Annotated in this window: 18 protein-coding genes, 1 pseudogene and 1 riboswitch; of the genes and pseudogenes, 15 read left to right on the top strand and 4 right to left on the bottom strand. The window is 57.6% G+C overall.

From position 1 onward, the window contains the following. The first annotated feature begins 83 nt into the window (after positions 1 to 83). A complete protein-coding gene (locus EDF82_RS08785; protein WP_123755113.1) occupies positions 84 to 1,025 on the top strand; it encodes a LysR family transcriptional regulator in 942 nt (313 codons plus the stop codon). Positions 1,026 to 1,104: 79 nt separating this feature from the next. On the opposite strand, the gene EDF82_RS08780 is transcribed toward EDF82_RS08785, so the two are convergent. Further along, positions 1,105 to 3,081 carry an alkyl/aryl-sulfatase gene (locus tag EDF82_RS08780; protein ID WP_123755112.1) on the bottom strand — a complete coding sequence of 659 codons (1,977 nt, stop codon included), beginning with the start codon at positions 3,079 to 3,081 and terminating at the stop codon, positions 1,105 to 1,107. 215 nt (positions 3,082 to 3,296) lie between these two features. Between EDF82_RS08780 and EDF82_RS08775 the strand changes: the two genes are divergently transcribed. The 9 genes and pseudogenes from EDF82_RS08775 (at position 3,297) to fbaB (ending at position 11,617) form a co-directional block, all read left to right on the top strand. Then, positions 3,297 to 3,932, top strand: a complete 636-nt coding sequence (locus tag EDF82_RS08775; protein ID WP_187042534.1) for a helix-turn-helix domain-containing protein — start codon at positions 3,297 to 3,299, stop codon at positions 3,930 to 3,932. Between the two features lie 415 nt (positions 3,933 to 4,347). Next, positions 4,348 to 4,887, top strand: a complete 540-nt coding sequence (locus EDF82_RS08770; protein ID WP_123755110.1) for a hypothetical protein — start codon at positions 4,348 to 4,350, stop codon at positions 4,885 to 4,887. Next, positions 4,835 to 4,948 (top strand): annotated as a pseudogene (locus EDF82_RS25650) (hypothetical protein); the annotation flags it as partial. The gene EDF82_RS08770 and the pseudogene EDF82_RS25650, both read left to right, overlap by 53 nt. An 84-nt stretch (positions 4,949 to 5,032) precedes the next feature. Beyond that, entirely contained in the window at positions 5,033 to 5,272 is a 240-nt protein-coding gene (locus tag EDF82_RS25430) for a hypothetical protein (protein ID WP_227540122.1), read from the top strand. Positions 5,273 to 5,500: 228 nt separating this feature from the next. Beyond that, a complete protein-coding gene (locus tag EDF82_RS08760) occupies positions 5,501 to 6,559 on the top strand; it encodes a YncE family protein (protein WP_123755108.1) in 1,059 nt (352 codons plus the stop codon). 29 nt (positions 6,560 to 6,588) lie between these two features. After that, positions 6,589 to 8,568 (top strand): TonB-dependent receptor domain-containing protein, encoded by a 1,980-nt coding sequence (locus tag EDF82_RS08755; RefSeq protein ID WP_154144284.1) that lies wholly within the window; start codon positions 6,589 to 6,591, stop codon positions 8,566 to 8,568. Positions 8,569 to 8,658: 90 nt separating this feature from the next. Next, a riboswitch (TPP riboswitch) is annotated at positions 8,659 to 8,755 on the top strand. A gap of 34 nt (positions 8,756 to 8,789) precedes the next feature. Continuing rightward, positions 8,790 to 9,566: a hydroxyethylthiazole kinase gene (gene thiM, locus EDF82_RS08750; protein WP_123755106.1), complete on the top strand. Its 777-nt coding sequence runs from the start codon at positions 8,790 to 8,792 to the stop codon at positions 9,564 to 9,566. Next, positions 9,563 to 10,363, top strand: a complete 801-nt coding sequence (gene thiD, locus EDF82_RS08745) for a bifunctional hydroxymethylpyrimidine kinase/phosphomethylpyrimidine kinase (RefSeq protein ID WP_123755105.1) — start codon at positions 9,563 to 9,565, stop codon at positions 10,361 to 10,363. The genes thiM and thiD overlap by 4 nt, the downstream gene beginning before the upstream one ends. 201 nt (positions 10,364 to 10,564) lie before the next feature. Beyond that, positions 10,565 to 11,617: a class I fructose-bisphosphate aldolase gene (gene fbaB, locus EDF82_RS08740; protein WP_123755520.1), complete on the top strand. Its 1,053-nt coding sequence runs from the start codon at positions 10,565 to 10,567 to the stop codon at positions 11,615 to 11,617. Positions 11,618 to 11,657: 40 nt separating this feature from the next. Here the strand turns inward: fbaB and EDF82_RS08735 are convergent, their stop codons facing one another. Both EDF82_RS08735 and EDF82_RS08730 read right to left on the bottom strand, forming a co-directional pair. After that, a complete protein-coding gene (locus tag EDF82_RS08735; protein ID WP_123755104.1) occupies positions 11,658 to 13,265 on the bottom strand; it encodes an FGGY-family carbohydrate kinase in 1,608 nt (535 codons plus the stop codon). Between the two features lie 31 nt (positions 13,266 to 13,296). Then, complete coding sequence (locus EDF82_RS08730; RefSeq protein WP_174507887.1) at positions 13,297 to 14,046, bottom strand: SDR family oxidoreductase; 750 nt, start codon at positions 14,044 to 14,046, stop codon at positions 13,297 to 13,299. A 269-nt stretch (positions 14,047 to 14,315) separates the two neighbouring features. Here EDF82_RS08730 and EDF82_RS08725 point away from each other — a divergent pair, with 269 nt between their 5' ends. After that, positions 14,316 to 15,326 carry a substrate-binding domain-containing protein gene (locus tag EDF82_RS08725; RefSeq protein WP_123755102.1) on the top strand — a complete coding sequence of 337 codons (1,011 nt, stop codon included), beginning with the start codon at positions 14,316 to 14,318 and terminating at the stop codon, positions 15,324 to 15,326. Between the two features lie 32 nt (positions 15,327 to 15,358). On the opposite strand, the gene EDF82_RS08720 is transcribed toward EDF82_RS08725, so the two are convergent. Further along, positions 15,359 to 16,300, bottom strand: coding sequence for a sugar-binding transcriptional regulator (locus EDF82_RS08720; RefSeq protein ID WP_123755101.1), 942 nt, complete (start codon positions 16,298 to 16,300; stop codon positions 15,359 to 15,361). A gap of 209 nt (positions 16,301 to 16,509) precedes the next feature. Between EDF82_RS08720 and dalD the strand changes: the two genes are divergently transcribed. The 4 genes from dalD to EDF82_RS08700 all read left to right on the top strand — a co-directional run bounded on the left by dalD (position 16,510) and on the right by EDF82_RS08700 (position 21,414). Continuing rightward, entirely contained in the window at positions 16,510 to 17,877 is a 1,368-nt protein-coding gene (gene dalD, locus EDF82_RS08715; RefSeq protein ID WP_123755100.1) for a D-arabinitol 4-dehydrogenase, read from the top strand. A gap of 9 nt (positions 17,878 to 17,886) precedes the next feature. Further along, on the top strand, positions 17,887 to 19,350 hold the full coding sequence (gene xylB, locus EDF82_RS08710) for a xylulokinase (RefSeq protein ID WP_123755099.1): 1,464 nt from the start codon (positions 17,887 to 17,889) through the stop codon (positions 19,348 to 19,350). Positions 19,351 to 19,419: 69 nt separating this feature from the next. Next, a complete protein-coding gene (locus EDF82_RS08705; protein WP_123755098.1) occupies positions 19,420 to 20,697 on the top strand; it encodes an RbtT/DalT/CsbX family MFS transporter in 1,278 nt (425 codons plus the stop codon). A 60-nt stretch (positions 20,698 to 20,757) separates the two neighbouring features. After that, positions 20,758 to 21,414, top strand: coding sequence for an HAD family phosphatase (locus EDF82_RS08700; RefSeq protein ID WP_123755097.1), 657 nt, complete (start codon positions 20,758 to 20,760; stop codon positions 21,412 to 21,414). Positions 21,415 to 21,561 lie beyond the last annotated feature (147 nt).

The raw sequence follows: 21,561 nt of genomic DNA, 5'->3' as shown, positions 1-21,561 counted from the left end.
CAGCAAACGTTTGCCCAGATGAATAAATTTATCACCCGATAAGCTCGGGTTATTCTGCCTGACTACCCTTAGCGAAGAACACCATGACCGAACCATGGCAGCGCCTGCCCGCGCTTTCCCTCAAGCAGCTACAGTACTTTGTCACCCTGGCGGAGCTGCGTCATTTCACCGATACCGCCAACCGCCTGGCCATCAGCCAGCCGGCGCTGAGCAGCGCGCTGCGTCAGGTTGAAACCGTGCTCGGCGGCAAGCTGGTGAACCGGACCGCCGCTGCGGTGACCCTGACCGAACTGGGGGCGGCGATTTTGCCCCACGCCCGCCGGGTGCTGAGCGTGGCCCAACTGGCGTTTCAGGATATGCAGCAGATCGTGGCGGCCGGCGGCGATGGCACCGTGCGGATTGGTCTGGTGCCTTCGGTGAGTTCGCTGCTGTTTCCACTGCTGCCGCAGCTGCTGGCGCAAACCTTTCCCCGGCTGCGGGTCGAGTTCCACGACCAGACCAACGATGCGCTGGTGCGGGAGCTGCAAAGCGGCAAGATTGACTTTGGCATTGGCGCTATCGACAGTTCGCTGCCCGCAGAGTTGCAGGTCTACCCGCTGCGGGAAGATCCGTTTGTGGCGGTGCTGCACTGCGACGACCCGCTGGCGGCGCAGCCGCATTTACCGTGGAAACTGCTGGCCGGGCGCGATATTGCGGTGTTCTCGAAAGGCAATATCCAACGTCTGGTTGGCGCACTGGCGGAGAGCCATCGCCTGACCCTGAATACCCGGTATCAGGTGGACTATATCGAAACCCTGTATGGCCTGGTGCGTTCGCGCCTGGCGATTGCCATCCTGCCGGAGCTTTATACCACCCATTTACAGGACCCGGCGTTGCAGATAGCGCAGCTCCAGCAGCCGGCGCTGGCGCGTACCGTGGCGTTAATGCGCGGGCCGCAGCCGCTGCCGCCGTTAATTGAAGAGTGTTTTTTACTGTTGCTGAGTTCGCTGCGCGAATCGGCGGCGCGCCTCAGGACAGAGGGGTAAACCGGGCGTTCAGTATCTTACAGGCAAAAAAATACCCCACAGCCACAGGCTGCGGGGTAGGGTAAGTCACTGAATAAACTTACGGAGTAACGATGTTGAACCAGAACTCAAACTTGTCCATATAGCTCAGCATTTCGTCCAGCTTCGCGGCATTACCGGTAATGGTCACGTCACCATTATCGACAGCCTGCTTCAGCGTTTCCTGCTTCAGGATGATCTTGTTCAGCGCATCGCGGCTCAGCGTGATGTTGGCATCCGCGTCTTTCGCTTCAACGTTAGCGGTATGGTTCAGTACGCCGTTTTCCAGTTCCAGCTTGTACTTGCCGCCGTCTTTGCCAAGGTCAATGTTGAAGGTCGCTTTAGCATTGCCTGCTTTCTCGCCGTTGATATGCACGCCCAGGTAATCGAAGAACATTTCCGGGGTCATTGCACGCACGGTATCCGGGCTGGCGGTGTTCGGCGTCGGCAGTTGCTGCACGCCGTTACGCAGTTCCTGAGCACCGGTCAGGTAGAAGTTACGCCACGTACCCGCTTCGGCCTGGTAACCCAGCTGCTCCAGCGCATCCGCTTCCAGGTTACGCGCTTCCTGGTTTTTCGGGTCAGCAAAGACGACTTTGCTGGTGACCTGAGCAACCCAACGGTAATTACCCTGGCTGTAATCTTCTTTGGCTTTCTTCAGCACGTTGCTCGCGCCGCCCATGTAATCAACAAACTTCTTCGCCGCTTCTTCTGGCGCCAGTTCGTCGAGGGTTGCCGGGTTGCCATCGAACCAGCCGAGATAGAACACGTAGGTGGCTTTCACGTCGTGGCTGACGGAACCGTAGTAACCGCGGCTTGCCCACTGTTTTTCCAGTGACGGCGGCAGCTTGAAGTTCGCGGCGATCTCATCACGGGTCAGGCCTTTGTTGGCCAGGCGCAGCGTCTGGTCATTGATAAAGCGATACATGTCGCGCTGACCTTTCATCAGCTTAACAATGTTTTCGTTACCCCAGGTCGGCCAGTGGTGCTGTGCGATAATGACTTCAGCATCGCTGCCCCAACGCTCGATGGCGGCGTTGATATATTTCGACCATGCAAGCGGATCGCGGATTTTCGCGCCACGCAGAGAGTAGGTGTTGTGCAGCGTATGGGTTACGTCTTCTGCTGCTTCAATCAGTTTCTTCTCTTTGATGTACCACAGCATTTCTGACGGCGCTTCAGAGCCCGGCGCCATCATAAAGTCGTAGGTCAGGCCATCGATAACTTCTTCTTGCCCGGTATGGGTGATGTAGTCCGTTGGCTGCAGCAGGGTAACCGTACCGGCAGAGGTGGTGGTCCCCAGACCCGCGCCGACCTGGCCTTTCGCGTCAGGCTTCAGCAGGTTACCGTACATGTAGCTGGCGCGACGGCTCATGGCGTTACCGGCCATAATGTTTTCAGACACGGCTTCTTTCATGAATCCGTCCGGGGCGTAGATTTTCACTTTGCCCGCTTTCACGTCTGCTTCATCAACCACACCACGGATACCGCCGTAGTGGTCTACGTGGCTGTGGGTGAACAGCACCGCAACGACCGGTTTTTTACCACGGTTTTTGTAGTACAGGTCCAGGGCTTCTTTCGCCGGCTCTGCAGACAATAACGGGTCAATAATGGTGATGCCTTTATCGCCTTCAACAATGGTCATGTTGGAGAGATCGAGGTTACGAATCTGATAAACGCCGTCGGTGACTTTATACAGGCCGCTGATATTGATCAGCTGAGACTGACGCCACAGGCTTGGGTTAACGGTCGCAGGCGCTTTTTCGCCTTCTTTAATGAAGTCGTACTTCGCCGGGTCCCAGATAACGTTACCTTGTGCGCCTTTAATCACTTCTTGTGGCAGCGCGGCAACAAAACCTTTGTGCGCATTTTCAAAGTCAGTTTTGTCGGCAAACGGCAACTTATTATAAAGCGCGTTATTTGCCTGTTGAGTGGCTTCTGTTGCATCTTTCGGCATAACCTGCGCGAAAGCGGAAACAGAAAGAGAAGTTAAAACACCGGCCAGTGCCAGATGTTTTGCGATCTGATTTAATTTCATTGAAGGGCCTCTTGGATAATTTTGTCATGTTCAACAAATAATGATGAAGTGACAAAAGCAAATCTGGAGTAACTGTTGAGCATTGTAAGGGAATTGAATTAGTGCGATAGTCCCAAATGGGACTGGCCGTTGATCAGGATATGTTCACGGTGAATAGACAGTGCGTTCACTGCTATACTTCAGTTGTTGGTACAGGGGACAGAAAGGGGAATGGTGTGAATTTTCAGGACGTGCATAGCTATTATCAAGGACTTAAAATAGACACCTATCTGGCGGAAATAACCGAAGAAGGCGAGTTGCTGTCCGTTGCGCTAAATAAAAAATTAGTATTAAAGCCCGAATGTATCTATTTTTGCGTTAAAGGTTCTTTGGCCATGGTGATGCCCGATAATGGACTCATGATTGGTAATACGATTGAACATATGCCGGTAGGGTTGCTGGAAAGATATTGTCCCCTGGCGAAGTTTGAATATATTGCGGTGGCGCCAGCGGAGGTTATTAAAATATCCTACGAGGCGTTTGATCGTATTTTTATGAAAAACGATCCGCAGCGTATCCAGGAGCTGACGACCATTCTGCTGTATATGACCATCTTTACCATCGACCTGCATAACGAACGGCGGCAGCTGACCAGCTACCAGACGATCCGGCCGATGCTGTTCCGTTACCTGTATCGTCAGAACGCTCATAAGGGCGAAACCGAGGGGCTGGCGCTGTTTATTATCCGTCGGACCAACCTGTCGCGAACCCACGTTTTCCGGGTGCTGGCCGAGCTGAAAGCCGGGGGCTACATCACCATGGAGAGAGGCAAGCTGGTTTCCATTGACCGACCGCTGCCGGAAGATTATTAAGGTGAAAGGCACCTACGGACGGCCAGGAACCATAAGCAGCAGGGAAAGACCAGGCAAAATAGTGCGGCACATCATTGCCTGGTTACGTTTGCCATGTTTTCCATGTGTTACCGCCATTCCGTTGATCGCCGACGAGCGGTAAATATGATCTACCTCCCTTTAATGCAAAGTCGCACTTGAAGTTTTTATATGTGCAGATTAACCTCATTTTGTGATTTTAAAGTGAAATAATGTTTCATTTACCTTGATGTAAATGGTGACGGCTTTTAATACCTGGCTATTTATACTCTGTGGGATATGCCATTTGTTGTTGACATATTTTTATAAACTGGATCTCATTAATATTAAGTCATCACTGTGATGTTAATATTTGTTGAATAACAGCCGTTTTATAAAATACAAAAGGAGATTTGTAATGACAACAATCAATAATGTGCCTCCGCATAAACCCTGGCATGGTACTCCGCTGGGATGGGCCACCGAAGCCGGGGGAACGACCGGCGGGGGAACGTCGCCGGAGCATGCTTACTATGTCAGGAATATCACCGAACTGAGGGAGGCGATTGCGGCATCAGGCGACCAGCCGAAATGGATTTGGGTCGGCGGGTTAATTGACGCCAGCGGGGGCGTTCCCTACACCGACCGCCAGGATCAGTCAAAACGCGGCCGCATTTTCCTCGGCAGCAACACCACCCTGATTGGTATCGACAGCAATGCACAACTCATTGAATGTGCTTTGTTTGTTCAGGATGTCAGCAATGTGATTATCCACAACCTGCATATTGAAAACCCGGTGGATGTTGAGCCGCAATTCGAAGAGGGCGACGGCTGGAATGCCGAGTGGGATGGCCTCAGTATCGTTCGCGCTCACCACGTCTGGGTCAGCAATGTGACCTTCACCGATGGCCGTTTTACCATGGATAACTACACGTACTCCACGGGTACGTTTTGGTAATATTCATCTTTTTAATAACGTATTTGATAACAGTATTAGCGATCCCATCTATAAATATCAATACAGCTTTGGTGTAGGCAAAGATTCAAGAACCCGCTCAGAATTTAATATTTTCCGGGTGCAGGGCGTCAGCGACTCCTGCAAAATGTATAAAGCATTTGGCGGCGAGTATCTGAGCGATAAAGGTTCGACATTTAATAGCGAACCGCCGGATCAACCTGGTACCCCGGAAGTGCCTCCACCGGCATTAAATCCCTGCGGATTTAACACCGAGTATATCGCTCCCCCGTATCACTATTCCCCGCATCAGCATCTAACCCCCGAGGTTGAAGAGGGCATTATCGCCAACGCCGGCTGCGGGCTGGATTATCGTGAACTGGTTTAAACACTAAGTGAGGAGGGCAGCGCACCGCGGGTGCGCTGTACTTGCCCCGTCACCGCGAAACGACGTCATTTGAGAAGCCCCACCCGCGCAGGTTCGCGCGCGTTAAAACAGCTACCGCTTCGATTACAACACAAAAAATGGTAGGAAATATGAAGGAATACGCGATTGCAAATAATATTCATTTTCATTATCGTTTGCATTCCGTAAACTACTGTAAAGAAATATTACATGTCTACAGCATCTGTAAAGAAAGCCGCGCTCTGCACGCTGGCCATTGCCGTTTCTCTTCATACTCTCTGCGCATCTGCAAAGGAGTTCAGTGAGAAGGTATTTCGCTCGCAGCCCCTGGGACACGGGGTTTATGAACTAGCCTACGACCACCAGCAGCAGACGATTTATGCCGCCTCGGCACCCTCTTTTGAGAAAGATAAAACCGCTGGCGTGGTGTTCCGACTGGCGGCCGATTCTTTGCAGATTAAGGATAAAATCGCCACCGAGCGCCGCACCTTCGCGCTCTCGCTGGATGAAGAGAACCATATTCTCTATCTGGGCAATGCGCTGGACGGTTCGGTGATGCTGCTGGACACGCTCACGGGCAAGGTGATCAAAACCATTCAGCTGAGCGACGATTCTGACCCTGAGAAAAAGGCCCATGTTCGCGAAGTGGTGCTCGATAAGCACAACCAGCGCCTGTATGTCTCCGGGATCGGGCGTAAAGACAAAGGGCTGCTCTGGGTCGTCGATACCCGTAAGCAGCAGTTGCTGGAGACTATCGGGAAAATCGAACCGGTGGGATTTGCGGTGGATGCCACGGGTGAGAAGGTTTATGTGGTCACCGGCCACGGCGAGCTGGTTACCCTTGATGGCAAAACCTCGACGCTGCTCTCCCGCGTGAAGGTCGACCCGGCCGAGACCAATCACTACTTCCTCAATATCGCGTTGAATAGCGCCGCAGGCGTGGGCTATATCGCCGATACCAATACCCGCGACCTGCTGGTGGTGGACCTGCGCTCCGGCAAGCTGCTGCATCGCATTGCCACGCCGAACTCCATTGCCGTGCTGTATAACGCCGCGCGCGATGAAATCTATGTGACCCATCGTAACGATCGCTCGATTAGCGTGATTGATGCCAAAACCAACCGCGTCAAACACACCATCAAAACGGCGGCCATGCCGAACAGCCTGGTGCTTTCTGCCGATGCCAGAACGCTCTATGCCAGCGTCAAACAAGACGAAAAATCCGACCAGGCTGACTACGTTCTCAAGATTGATCTCACTACATTTTAAGGGCTTTTTTTGTGACGACTAAGACACGCATGGCCGTGGCGATTGCGCTCGCCATTGCCAACCTGCCGGCAGGGGTTTTTGCAGCAGACAGCACCCCGGCCAACGAAGAACAAATGGTGGTGACCGCCACCGGCTTTACTCAGGAGCGGCGCGAAGCGCCAGCCACTATCTCGGTGCTTGATGAGAAAGCGCTGAATACCCGTTCAAACCAGAACGTGACGGAAGCCATCCGCGAAATGCCAGGGGTGCTGGTCGGCAACGGCCACGGTAGCCTGGCGACCGGGGATGTGCAGATGCGCGGGATGGACTCTACCTATACCTCGTTTATGGTGAACGGCATTAAGCAGTCGACCCGCGAATCCCGGCCTTACGGGCACCATATCGGTACTGAGGCGGCCTTTATGCCGCCGCTGGCGGCCATCGAACGGGTTGAAGTCATTCGTGGACCGATGTCCTCGCTGTATGGATCTGACTCTATCGGCGGCGTGGTCAACGTCATTACCAAAAAAGCGTACAACATCGATAAATGGACAGGGGTGCTGGAGGATAATTACTTCCTGCAGGAGAAAAGCGAATACGGCAACACCAACCAGAGCAACGTTTTCTTGATGGGGCCGGTAGTGCCGGGCAAGCTCGGGGTAAGCGTGGCGGCGGATTATCTTGACCGTCGCGATGATGATAGTCCGGCTAAGCAGCGTTTTGTGAAGCACGAGGCGGGGAATCTGGATGCGACGATTTCCATGTCGCCCACCGATACCCAACTGTGGGATCTGAACGCCACCAAAGGCAATCAGGAGAAAACCCATAACGATAAGCAGTGGTACTGGGGTTTTGACCGCGATGCGGCCTCGCTTTCGCAGCACGCCTGGTACGGTGATGACCTGCTGGAGGTCAAGAACTTCATCAGCTACGAGAAAGCGCGCACGGAATATCGGGTACCGGGCATGGATTCGCAATTTATTAAACAGAATAACTTCGAAGCCAACAGCGCGAACACCTTTACCCTGGGCGATCACAAGCTGACGTTAGGTATCAACTTTACCCGCAACGAGCTGAATGACACCTTTGGTATAGAAGACAAAGAGGCGCCCGGCGTGACGCCGGTCAGCAAGATCACCCGTCACGGCTGGGCGGTCTTTGCGGAAGATGCCTGGATGATGGTGCCGGATTTCACCCTGACCACCTCGGCGCGTCTGGATCATGACAGCTATTTTGGCTACCACGTCACGCCTAAGCTGTACGGTAACTGGACCCTGAATGAAACCTGGGCGCTGAAAGGCGGCGTGTCCGCCGGGTATAAGAAGCCGGATCTGCGCGAGAACAACGCCAGCTTTACCAGCGTCTACGGCGCGTATCCTTACTCCGAAATCGGCATTGGTAATGATGACCTGAAGCCGGAGCAGAGCATCAACACCGAGCTGGGGGTGTACTGGCAGCAGGACGCGCTGGCGCTGGATGCCACGATTTTCCACACCAAATTCAAAGACAAAATCAGCGATCACACCATCTGTACGGCGTCTGCGACCCAGAAATGTCAGTACAATGGCTACACCGCGGACACCGTGTCGCAATACATTAACGTCGGTGATGCGGAGATCTACGGTCTGGAGCTGAACGGCGACTGGCAGGCCACCGCCGCGCTGAAAGCCAACGCGAACTATACCTACACCCACAGCGAACAGAAGAGCGGTGAGTATAAAGGGTACGCGCTGAGCGATTTCCCGAGCAGCATGGCCAACGTGTCGCTGACCTGGAATACGACCAACGATCTTGAGCTGTGGACCCGGGCAAGCTGGCGCAGCAACTCGCCGGATATCGGTAAGTCCACCTCCACCGAGGCCTACGCGCTGGTGGATCTCGGCGCTCGGTATCACCTGAACAAGCACGTTACCCTGATGAGCGGCATCTACAATCTGTTTGATGTGAACCCGATTTACAGCACCTCTTACCGACAGACCGCGATGTTGGAAGGGCGCCGCTACAATTTCGGCGGCCGCATCGAGTTCTGAGCATAAGGCAGGGGTTGTGTCTTTGGCTCGTGGCTGGCATGATCCAAACAGGGATTAACGAGACGTTAATCCCAACTTATTGATTTTGATTTAAATGACTCGGGGTGCCCTTCTTTGTGAAGGCTGAGAAAAACCCGTAGTACCTGATCTGGATAATGCCAGCGTAGGGAAGTCAGAGACCACAAGGTCGTTGCTTCTACGTCGCCTGGCTGGAGCACACGATGCAAACTGAGCCACTCAATCCCGCGCATATCGCGCACCTGCAACATCTGTTTCGCCGCCATTCCCCCCTTGTGCACTGCATGACCAACGATGTGGTACAGACCTTTACTGCCAACGTTCTGCTGGCGATCGGTGCCTCGCCGGCGATGGTTATTGACCCGCAAGAAGCGGCGCAGTTTGCGGCTATCGCCGATGGACTGCTGATTAACGTCGGCACCTTAACCGTCGACCGTGCGGAAGCCATGCGCGGCGCGGCGCTCAGTGCGCAAAGCGCCGGTAAACCCTGGACGCTGGATCCGGTGGCGGTTGGAGCATTAACCCTGCGCAGCACCTTCTGCCATGAACTGCTGAGCCTGCGCCCGGCGGCCATTCGCGGCAACGCCTCGGAAATTATGGCGCTGGCCGGCATGAGCGCCGGCGGGCGCGGCGTGGACACCACCGATACCGCCGCCGCGGCGCTGCCGGCCGCCCAGGCGCTGGCCCGACAGATCAATACCATTGTGGCAGTGACCGGTGAACTGGACTACATCACCGACGGGCAGCGCACGCGCACGGTCAGCGGCGGCGATGTGCTGATGACCCGGGTGGTGGGCACCGGCTGCGCGCTCTCCGCCGTTGTGGCCGCCAGTACCGCCATGCCCGGCGACCGCCTCGAGAACGTTGCCGCCGCCTGCGGCCTGATGAAACAGGCCGGTGGCCTGGCGGCTCACGGCAGAGGACCGGGCAGCTTTACCCCGGCATTTCTTGACGCGTTATATGGGGAGCAGCAGGGATGAAACGGATTAATGCACTGACTATCGCCGGTACCGATCCCAGCGGCGGCGCCGGGATCCAGGCCGATCTGAAAACGTTCTCTGCGCTGGGGGCCTATGGCTGCTCGGTGATCACCGCGCTGGTGGCGCAAAACACCCGTGGCGTGCAGTCGGTCTATCGTATCGAGCCTGACTTTGTTGCCGCCCAGCTGGATTCCGTGTTCAGCGACGTGCGCATCGATACCACCAAAATTGGCATGCTGGCGGAAACGGATATCGTGGAGGCGGTGGCGGAACGCCTTGCCCGCTATCAGATCGACAACGTGGTGCTGGATACGGTGATGCTGGCGAAAAGCGGCGACCCGCTGCTCAGCGCCTCTGCGGTGGAGACGTTACGTAAGCGTCTGCTGCCGCACGTGTCGTTGATTACTCCCAACCTGCCGGAAGCGGCGGCGCTGCTGGATGCCCCCCATGCGCACAACGAGAAAGAGATGCTGGAGCAGGGGCGGGCGCTGCTGGCGATGGGCTGCGGCGCGGTGCTGATGAAAGGCGGCCATCTCGATAACGCCGAAAGCCCGGACTGGCTGTTTACCCGCGACGGCGAACAGCGCTTCACCGCGCCGCGGGTGCAGACCAAAAATACCCACGGTACCGGCTGTACGCTCTCTGCGGCGCTGGCCGCACTGCGCCCACGCTATGCCGACTGGGGACAGACGGTGGCGGAGGCCAAAGGTTGGCTCTCTGCGGCGCTGGCGCAGGCCGATTCGCTGGAAGTGGGCCACGGCATCGGGCCGGTGCACCATTTCCACGCGTGGTGGTAAATCGGATAACGCTCCCCGCTGGCTGAGGGATGTCGACACCATTATCTGAGCCAGCGAGTCCCGATTCCAGCCGGTTAAAACCGCTGAAAAATGCGATCCCGGCTGGAAAATATGCTAAGTCGGTACCAGGCTTAACCTGCCCAAATACTTGGGTCAGGAAAAGACATGCCGGCTGCGGCCGGCGCTAACGGGAGCATAGCTATGACTGATATTACGCAGTTGCTTGGCAAAGATGCCGACAGCCTTTTACAGCACCGTTGTATGACCATTCCAGCTGACCAGCTTTATCTGCCGGGGTCAGATTATGTCGACCGGGTGATGGTGGATAACAACCGTCCGCCGGCGGTGCTGCGTAATATGCAAACCCTCTACAACACCGGGCGCCTGGCAGGGACCGGATACCTCTCCATCCTGCCGGTTGACCAGGGCGTGGAACACTCGGCAGGCGCCTCGTTTGCCGCCAACCCGCTCTACTTTGATCCGAAAAATATCGTTGAACTGGCTATTGAAGCCGGTTGCAACTGCGTGGCGTCCACCTATGGCGTGCTGGCCTCGGTTTCGCGCCGCTACGCGCATCGCATTCCCTTCCTGGTGAAGCTTAACCACAACGAAACCCTCAGCTACCCGAACACCTTTGACCAGACGCTGTACGCCAGCGTGGAACAGGCATTCAATATGGGAGCGGTGGCGGTCGGGGCGACGATCTATTTCGGTTCCGAGGAGTCGCGTCGCCAGATTGAAGAGATCTCGGCGGCCTTTGAACGCGCGCATGAGCTGGGCCTGGTGACCGTGCTGTGGGCCTATCTGCGTAACCCGGCGTTCAAAAAAGACGGCGTCGATTATCATGTCTCGGCCGATTTAACCGGCCAGGCGAACCATCTGGCGGCCACCATTGGTGCCGATATCGTGAAGCAGAAAATGGCCGAAAATAACGGCGGCTATAAAGCGGTTAACTTTGGTTATACCGACGATCGCGTGTACAGCAAACTGACCTCGGAAAACCCGATCGACCTGGTGCGCTATCAGCTGGCGAACTGCTATATGGGCCGTGCCGGGTTAATCAACTCCGGCGGTGCGGCGGGGGGCGAAACCGATCTCTCGGATGCCGTGCGTACCGCGGTCATCAACAAGCGTGCCGGCGGGATGGGGCTGATCCTCGGTCGTAAAGCGTTTAAAAAGTCGATGAGCGACGGCGTGAAGCTGATTAATGCGGTGCAGGATGTCTATCTGGACGGCAAAGTGACCATTGCCTGAGTACTGGCCCCTCTTCAGTAGAGGGGCCTCACTTCACGACCTACTGGCGCAGCAAGCGGGCTGCCTGCTGCAGCGCCAGATAGGCTTCATAGCGGCGTTGATGCAGTGCCTGATACGACGTCGTGCAACGGTAGGTTTTATCCACCCGGGTAAACTGCTTCATGGCCTCCGGCAGCGATGCCGATACCCGACCGGCGACGGCCCCAAGAATGGCTGAGCCTAGCAGCACCGGTTCGCTGCACTCGGTACTCACGATGTTAATGCCGCAGGCATCGGCCAGCAGCTGACGGACCAGCGGATGCTGCCCGGCACCGCCGCTGATGACGATGTTTTCACAGTGAATGCCGCACGCCTGCTGGGCGTCAAGGATCTGCCGCAGCCCGTAGCCAATCCCGCATAACCCCGCGACATACAGCGCCAGCAGATTATCCAGATCCTGCTCCATGCCTAATCCCGCCACCACCGCTCTGGCCTCCGGGTCCGCCAGCGGCGCGCGGTTACCCAGAAACTCCGGCACCACCAGCAGCCCGGCGGCGAGGTCGGCCGCCGCGGAGGCACTGCTCACCTGAGCCAGCACCCGATCGGCGAGATACACCGGCAGCGCCACTCCTGCCTGCTGAGCCAGTTCGCTGGCCTGCGCAGCCGCCGGGTGAAAACGCAGCAGCTGGTCGATCGCGGCGCCTGCCGCACTCTGGCCACCCTCGCTCAGCCACAAACCGGGCACCATCGCGGAGTAGTACGGCCCCCAGACGCCGGGCACGAAAACGGCATTGGCGGTGCTGGCCATGGTGCAGGAGGAGGTGCCGAACACGTAGGCCATATTGCTGACCGCGCCATCGAGCACCCCGACGGTGCCGATGCCGCCGGCATGGGCGTCAATCATCCCGGCTGCTACCGGCGTGCCGACCGGCAGGCCCATCTCCCGGGCCGCCTCCGCGCTAAGCCCCTGGCCGCAGGGGGTGCCCGGATCGACAATACGTTGGCCGATACGCGCAAAGTCGTCGTCCGCCAGATCGCCGAGGCCAATCTGGCGGAAGTAGTCGGCATCCCAGCGCTGTTCATGCGCCAGATAGGTCCATTTGCAGGTAACGGTACACATTGAACGGGCCAGATCGCCGGTGGCGCGCCAGGTCAGGTAGTCCGCCAGGTCGAAGAAGTGTCGCGCCTGCTGATAGGTCTGCGGCCGGTTCTCCTTCAGCCACAGAATTTTCGGCGTTTCCATCTCCGGTGAGATAGTGCCGCCGATGTACTGCAGCACCGCGTGTCCGGTGGCGTTAATCTTTTCGGCCTGGGCCGTGGCGCGATGATCCATCCAGACGATGATATCGCGCTGAGGATCGTCCCCAGGCCCCACCGCCAGCGAGGCGCCATGTTCGCCGACCACCACCAACGAGCAGGTGGCGTCGAAACCAATCCCGGCGACGGACTGCGGGGCGGCGCCGGAGCGTGCCAGCGCGCTGTGAATGCAGCTGCAGACCGCCTGCCAGATTTCGCGGCTGGATTGTTCCACCACGTTACCCGCGCTACGAAACAGGGTGATCCCCTGGGTTGCATGGGCGAGAAGGGTGCCATTAAGGTCAAAGACACCGGCGCGCACGCTGGCGGAGCCGACATCGACGCCAATGATGGTGTGTTTATCGTCGTTCATAGAGCCATCCTTAAGCCTGGCGGGTTAATGTTCAGAGATCCACGCTGTTAGGCAGGATGACCAGATCGCGAACGGTGACGTTTTTCGAGCGGGTCACCATAAACAGCACCGATTCGGCCACTTCAATGGGCTGCATCAGGCTGCCGTTCGCCAGCGCCTCTTCCATTTTTTCTTTTGGCCAGTCATCGAGCAGGGCGGTTACCACCGGGCCCGGCAAGACGGCCCCGACCCGCACCCCATGCTGCGACACCTGGCGACGGGTGGTGTGCACGAAGGCCTGCACGGCAAATTTGGAGGCGGTGTAAATCGGCTCCCAGATAACCGGCACCACCCCGGCGATGGAGCTGGTAAAGATAATATCGCCGGATTTCTGCGCGATCATATGCGGCAGCACGCTGCGCACGCAGCGGAAGGCAGCGTTGGTATTGAGGTGCAGGACGCGATCCCAGACGTCCGGGTCGCCTTCCGCCACCGGCCCGCCGATATAGGCGCCGGCGTTGGCGTGGAAAATATCCAGCCCGCCGGCGAGATCCAGAATGCCCGCCAGCAGGTTGTCGACCTGCGCGCCCTGCATCAGATCAACCTGCAGCGCAAAGGCATTTTCGCCGAGTTCAGCCACAATCTTATTCAGCTTTTCGCCTTCGCGGTCGATCAGCACGACTTTGGCGCCCGCCGCGAGCAGGGTGGTGGCGCAGGCGAGTCCGATGCCGGAAGCGGCGCCGGTGACCGCTGCGACTTTACCGTTGAGAGAAGTATTCATAGAGGATACAGAGTGGTTCATTTTATAATCCTTCTTTGAGTCTGTTTAGGTCAATCTGTCGGGTCATCGCCAGGCGTGGGGCCTGCGTTGATATTGTGCGTGAAATATTGTTAACGTAATGAATCTAAACGCTATTTATTGGTATATGCTGAAGTGTTAGCAATCAGTGACGCAATACGGTATGGAGTATAGTGGTAGCTCAATCGATGAAGCCAATGTAGCGCCAGCTTCATCGATTGAGCAAGTGGGGAAATTAACAGCGAAATGAATTTGTGACGTAAGTTGGGAAAATGAAAAAAATCACTATCTACGATCTGGCGGAATTATCCGGCGTGTCGGCAAGCGCGGTGAGCGCGATCCTCAATGGCAACTGGAAAAAGCGCCGCATCAGCGCAAAGCTGGCGGAAAAGGTCACGCAGATCGCCCAGGAGCAGGGCTATGCGATAAACCGTCAGGCGAGCATGCTGCGTAGCAAAAAATCGAATGTGATTGGCATGATCGTTCCCAAATACGATAACCGTTACTTCGGCTCGGTGGTGGAAAGCTTCGAGGAGATGGCGCGTGAGCGCGGCCTGCTGCCGATTATCACCTGTACCCGCCGCCGTCCGGAGCTGGAAATTGAAGCGGTCAAAGCGATGCTCTCCTGGCAGGTCGACTGGGTGGTGGCGACCGGGGCAACCAACCCGGACACGATCACCGAACTGTGCCAGCAGGCGGGGGTGCCCACCGTCAATCTCGATCTGCCGGGCACGCTGGCGCCGTCGGTTATCTCCGATAACTACGCCGGGGCCAGAGCGCTGACGGATAAAATCCTCGATAACAGCCTGAGGCGTCACGGCACCCTGGCGCCGCTGACTTTCGTAGGCGGACGCAGCAGCGACCACAACACCCTTGAACGTCTGCGCGGCTTCCGCGATGCGCATCGGCAGCGCGGCCTCGAGGTGCCGGAAGAGAATGTACTCGCACCCGGTTACTCAAAGGGCAAAGTGGAAGCCTGCATGCAGGCCCGCTTCGGCGCCGGGGAGGCGCACCTGCAGGGCTTTTTCGTCAACTCGACGATCTCGCTTGAAGGGGTGGTCAGATGGCTGGCGCAGCGGGGGTTAACCGGCACCGAACAGCCGCCGATGGGCTGTTTTGACTGGGACCCGTTTGTCTTCCTGCTGGGCCACGATATCGATATGGTGCAGCAGAATGTACAGGCGATGCTGGAGGCGGTGTTTAGCCTTATCGACGCCGACGACGCCAGCAAACGGCTGATTGAAATCCCGCCGCTGCTGATCGACAGTCGCGAGCATCTCTGAGCGCCTGCCAGGGGCGGCCTGCGCGGCCGCCGCTAGCGGGTCAGCAGCCAGCGCGCGGTGTGCTCATCGGTTACCAGGCCGTTGATCCAGCCGCCTTTCAGTGCCGCGAGGATCGCCGGGCGCTTGTACTCGCCGCAGGCCACCGCGATGCGCGGGCACTGATTCTGGCGAATATCGTAGCTGGTGATCATCCGGTTGATATCGCTCGCCACCACGCCGCCTTCGGCATCGATAAAGCGGCCAAGGATCTCGCCGATGCCGCCCTGGGCCGTCAGTTCGTCCAGCTGCGCCTGGTTGATAAAACCGTCTTTAAAGATCGGGCTGTTGGTGCCCAGCGGGCCGATCCCGACGAAAATCACGTCCGCCTGCTGCGCCACCCCTGAAACGTTGCGGAACAGGCGGCTGGTGCACCACATCTCATGTTCATCCACCGTTTGCGCATAGCGCGGCGCGGGCCATTGATAGTATTTGGCCTGAATTTTACGCGCCAGCAGCAGGGGAACATCATCGTAGTAGTTACACTGTCCGTCGGCATCCATGGCGCTAATCAGCGCCACGCAACGGGTATTCAGGCTATCAAAGTCGATGCGCTGCATGGTTTTTTTCAGCGTCAGCCCGGAGCCGATGCCGATAATTTTCGCCTTATCGTCCTGCAGATAGCGGGCCATCAGCTGATAGCAGCCGAAGGAGACGCTCTCCAGGGTGCTCTCTTCGCTCCAGGCGGGGACGATATTGCAGGCGATCAGCTGATATTTTTCCTGTAGCAGTTGCGCATAGTCGAGACAGTTTGCCACCGGGTGGTGAAGGCCAATGGAGACGATGCCCTCTTCTTTGGCGGCGGCGATCATACGCTGGACCACCGGCCTTGAGGTGCCCAGCTGGCTGGCTATCTCGCTTTGATTGAGTCCGGCAATGTAGTACATCCATGCCGCGCGGACCTTCTGATCCAGCCTGATGTCATCTTCTTTACCCATGATCCCCTGCCTTAAGCCTGTCCAGCCGGCGTGATTGCCGGTAAACCCGTATCACCGCATTTTCGCTGCGGTTTTATAAACAGGCAAGCTTTTGCTCTGAATTGGTCATTTGTAATTTTAATGGTCAATTGATCTTTTGTGATCTATCGCTCTTAATTAGGTCTAATGATCATCTACAGTGAGCCGCATACACTCAAGGAGATCAGCATATGAATCAGCAATACACGTGGCTTCACATCGGTCTGGGTTCTTTTCATCGTGCGCATCAGGCGTGGTACCTCCATCGTCTGATTGCCGGGGGCGATCGGCGCTGGCATATCGCTGCCGGGAATATTCGTTCGGATGCCGAGCAGGTGGTGCAGGCGCTGGCGGCGCAAAACGGGCGCTATGTGCTGGAAACCGTCAGCCCGGACGGGGAGCGCGAGTACGAAGAGATCACCTCGATTCAAAAACTGCTGCCGTGGCAGGCCGACCTGCAACCGCTGATTGCCGAAGGGGCGCAGCCGCAGACCAAAGTCATTGCCTTCACCGTGACCGAAGGCGGGTACTACCTGAACACCAGCCATAAGCTGGAAACCAGCAACCCGGATCTCCAGTCCGACCTGCAGGGCGGCTGCGCCACCATTTATGGCACCATTGCGCGCATTCTGGAAAAGCGGATGGCCGACAATGCCGGGCCGCTGACGCTGCTCAACTGCGATAACGTGCGCCACAACGGTGAACGTTTTCATGACGGGCTGGTGGAGTTCCTGCAGTTAACCGGTAAGCAGGCGGTGATAGCGTGGCTGGCGGAGAATGCGACCTGCCCGAACACCATGGTTGACCGCATCACGCCGCGTCCGGCGGCGGATCTGCCGGCGCGCATTAAAGCGCAAACCGGCATCGACGATCGTGCGCCGGTGATGGGCGAAACCTTTATTCAGTGGGTGGTTGAAGATAATTTCCGCGACGTGCGTCCGGACCTTGAAGCCGTCGGCGTGGAGATGGTCGCGTCGGTCATTCCTTACGAAGAGGCGAAAATCCGCATTCTGAACGCCTCCCACAGCTGCATCGCGTGGGCCGGAACCTTGATCGGCCAGCGCTATATCCATGAGAGCACCCTGACCGATTTTATCTACGCCATCGCCGACCGCTACGTCACCGAAGATGTGATCCCGTGCCTGGGAGATAACGGGATCGACCTGGCGACCTATCGCGACGTGGTGCTTAAGCGCTTTACCAACCCGTACATCCAGGACACCAACCAGCGGGTGGCGGCGGATGGCTTCTCGAAAATTCCGGCGATGATCGCCCCGACGTTACAGGAATGCTACCAGCGCGGCGCTCGCCCGGAGGCCACCGCCATGCTGCCGGCGCTGTTCTTCGTGTTTATGGAGCAGTGGCACAAAGGCACTCTGCCTTACGAGTACCAGGACGGCATTCTTGACGCTCAGGCGGTGCACGAGATGTTCGAATCCAGCGACCCCATCGCCTGCTATGCCAAAGACCGGGCGCTGTTTGGCTCCCTGAGCGAGCGGGATGATTTCCTGGCCCTGCTGCGCGAGAAAGTGGCGGCAGTCTATTCACTGATGCAGTAGGAGCGCGCGATGTATTTAGGAATCGATCTCGGAACGTCGGAAGTCAAAGCGCTGGTCATTGACGAGAACAATGATGTGGTTGCCAGCCATAGCGCGCCGCTGAGTATTCAGCGGCCCCATCAGCATTGGTCAGAGCAGGCGCCGCAGGCCTGGTGGGAGGCGACGGAGTACCTGATTGCCACGCTGCGGGAGAAATGCGCCGGCCACTGGTCCGCGATTAAGGCCATCGGCCTCTCCGGGCAGATGCACGGGGCGGTGCTTCTGGATAGCCGCGGGGAGGTGATCCGCCCGGCCATTTTGTGGAACGACACCCGCTGCGCGCAGGAGTGCCGCGAGCTTGAGGAGATGGCGCCCGAACTGCATCAGGTGGCCGGGAACCTGGCAATGCCGGGCTTCACCGCACCGAAACTGCTGTGGGTACGCCGTCACGAGCCGGAAAACTTTCAGCGCACGGCCACGGTGATGCTGCCGAAGGACTATCTGCGCTACAAAATGAGCGGGCAAAAAATTTCTGATATGTCCGATGCCGCCGGGACGCTGTGGCTGGACGTGGCGAAACGCGACTGGTCCGATGGACTGCTGGATAAGTGCGGCCTGTCGCGAAGCCATATGCCAGCGCTGGTCGAAGGCTGCGAGGTTTCCGCCACGCTCGACCCGCAGGTGGCGGCGCGCTGGGGATTAAATGCCTCGGTGGTGGTGGCCGGCGGCGGGGGCGATAACGCGGTCAGCGCCATTGGCGTTGGCGCGGTTTCGCCGGGAGATGCGTTTATCTCCCTCGGCACTTCCGGGGTGCTGTTTGTGGTGACTGACGCCTACCGTCCGGCGCCCCAGTCGGCGGTGCATGCTTTCTGCCATGTGCTGCCCAATCTGTGGCACCAGATGAGCGTGATGCTCAGCGCCGCCAGCTGTCTGCAGTGGTTCTGCCGCTTAACCAGCACCACCGAAGTGGCGCTGCTGGAGGAGATCGCCCAGCTCAGCGAGGCGGAAAAGGCCAACGCGCCGATGTTCCTGCCGTATCTCTCCGGGGAGCGCACGCCGCATAACGATCCTGACGCGCGTGGGATGTTTTGGGGGATGACGCACGCCAGCCTGCGCGCCCAGCTGGGCTACGCGGTGCTGGAAGGGGTGAGTTTCGGCATTAACGATGGTTTGCAGGTGCTGAAAGAGAGCGGCACGCAAATTACACAGTGCTCGCTGGTGGGCGGCGGCGCCCGCAGTCCCTTCTGGGCGCAGCTGCTGGCCGATATCCTCAACATGCCGGTGGTCACCCACAAAGGCGGCGAAACCGGCGGCGCGCTGGGGGCGGCGAGGCTGGCCTGTCTGGCAGTCGGTAAACCGCTGGCCGAGGTGTGCGAAAAGCCGGAGGTCTACCAGACCTGGCGCGCCGCGCCCGAACGTCACCACGCGCTGATGCAGCGCTATGCACAGTTTAAATCGTTATATCTGAACGACCTGAATTATAGACATCATTGATTTTAATAATAAAAACTTTCCGGTGGTTTCACCGGAGTTGCTTCTCTGCACCCTAGAAACGAGGTCATTATGTCCGTGAATAACAACCAGTGGTTCGGTTTGCCGCTGAATCTGATATGGGGATACATCGCTATCGCCGTGTTCATGACCGGCGACGGGTTTGAACTGGCTTTCCTGTCACACTACATCAAGGAGTTGGGCTTTACGCCGGCCCAGGCCTCCTTCGCCTTTACGCTGTATGGCCTTGCCGCCGCGTTATCGGCGTGGATCTCGGGTGTGGTCGCCGAAATTATCACCCCGCAAAAAACGATGCTGATTGGCTTCGTGTTGTGGTGCGTGTTCCATGTGCTGTTCCTGGTATTCGGCCTCGGGCATGCCAACTATCCGCTGATCCTGTTGTTCTACGGCATTCGTGGCTTTGCCTATCCGCTGTTCCTCTACTCCTTTATCGTCGCCATCATCCATAACGTGAAGAGCGAAGGCGCCAGTTCGGCGTTGGGCTGGTTCTGGGCGGTCTATTCCATCGGGATTGGCGTGTTCGGCAGCTATATTCCGAGCTTTACGATCCCGCATATTGGTGAACTGGGGACGTTATGGCTGGCGCTGGTATTCTGCGTGACCGGCGGCATCGTCGCCCTGGTGTCGCTGCGCCACATTGAGACACCGCGGCATATGCAAAATCTCACTACCCGCGAGAAGTTTGCCGAGCTGGGCCGCGCGGCGACGCTGCTCTATACCAACCGCAATATTTTGCTCTCCAGCATGGTGCGGATTATCAACACCCTGTCGCTGTTCGGTTTTGCGGTAATTATGCCGCTGATGTTTGTCGATGAGCTGGGCTTTACCACCTCCGAGTGGCTTCAGGTGTGGGCGGCGTTCTTCTTCACCACTATTTTCTCCAACGTGCTGTGGGGGATCCTCGGTGAAAAGCTGGGCTGGATCCGGGTGGTGCGCTGGTTTGGCTGTATCGGGATGGCGCTGTCGAGCCTGGCGTTTTACTACATTCCGCAGCACTTCGGCCATAACTTCGCGATGGCGCTGATACCGGCGATTGCGCTGGGGATTTTTGTGGCGGCGTTTGTGCCGATGGCGGCGGTATTCCCGGCGCTGGAGCCGAAGCACAAAGGGGCGGCTATCTCGGTTTATAACCTGTCGGCGGGGCTGTCCAACTTCCTGGCACCGGCCATTGCGGTGGTGCTGCTGCCATACTTCAGCACCATCGGCGTGGTGGTGGCCTACACCGCACTGTACGTGCTGGCCTTTTTCCTCTGCGCCTTTATCCGCGTTGAGCAGCCGGGCTTTACCGTAGCGCCGGACTCTGCCGGCAAGCGCGTCGAGTTTTCCTGATTGTCGTTACCGGGCGAATATGGCGGTCATATCCGCCCGGTCAGAAGAGAGAAGCTAAGCATGAAAGCGGTTATTTTTGACATGGATGGCGTCATTATTGATTCAGAAGCGCTGTGGCGCCGGGCGCAGAGGGAAGCGCTGGCCAGCCTGGGCGCCACGGTCAGCGAGAGCGAATGCGAAGCTCTGACCAAGGGCAAACGGCTGGATGACATTGCCCGGGTGTGGTGTCAGCACTGCCGGCTGGCGCTCACCCCTGACCAGCTGGAGCCGCTCATTTTAGGCCGCATCACCGGGCTGATCGCTGCAGAAGGCCAGGCGATGCGCGGCGTTGACGAGGTCTTCGCCTATGCTCGCCAGCAGGGTTACCGCATTGCGCTGGCGACCTCATCGTCCCATCAGGTGATTTCCGCGGTGCTGGATAAGCTGTCCCTGCGGCCGTACTTTGACGTGATTTCCAGCGCCGATGACGATGAATGGGGAAAACCGCATCCGGCGGTGTACCTGTCAACTCTGCGCAGGCTCGGCCTGAGCGCCGGACAGTGCCTGGTGTTTGAAGACAGCTATCATGGTTTTTGTGCCGCGCAGGCGGCAGGTATTCCAACGGTGGTTGTGGCGTCGGATTGCCAGCATCCGCGCTTTAACGGCGCCGTGGCCCGTCATCATTCGTTAACCGAGTGGCTGCAGCGGCAATCTGAGCCGGTGCTGGCCGCAGGATAACGACCCTTCTGGTGAGCGCGGCATCCCTGGCGATGTAAACGGTCTGTTCGTCCCATCGTGCTGCGCTCACCGCTCTCAAACGCCCTGTCGACCGCCATCACATTTCGCCCCTCTTTTGTGAAAACAATCACGCCTTGTCGTGCCAAT

Source organism: Klebsiella sp. BIGb0399 (genome assembly GCF_003752615.1).
Lineage (GTDB): Bacteria > Pseudomonadota > Gammaproteobacteria > Enterobacterales > Enterobacteriaceae > Klebsiella > Klebsiella lignicola.
Note: the sequence above shows the minus strand (reverse complement) of the source record. Positions and strands in the feature narration are given on the sequence as shown.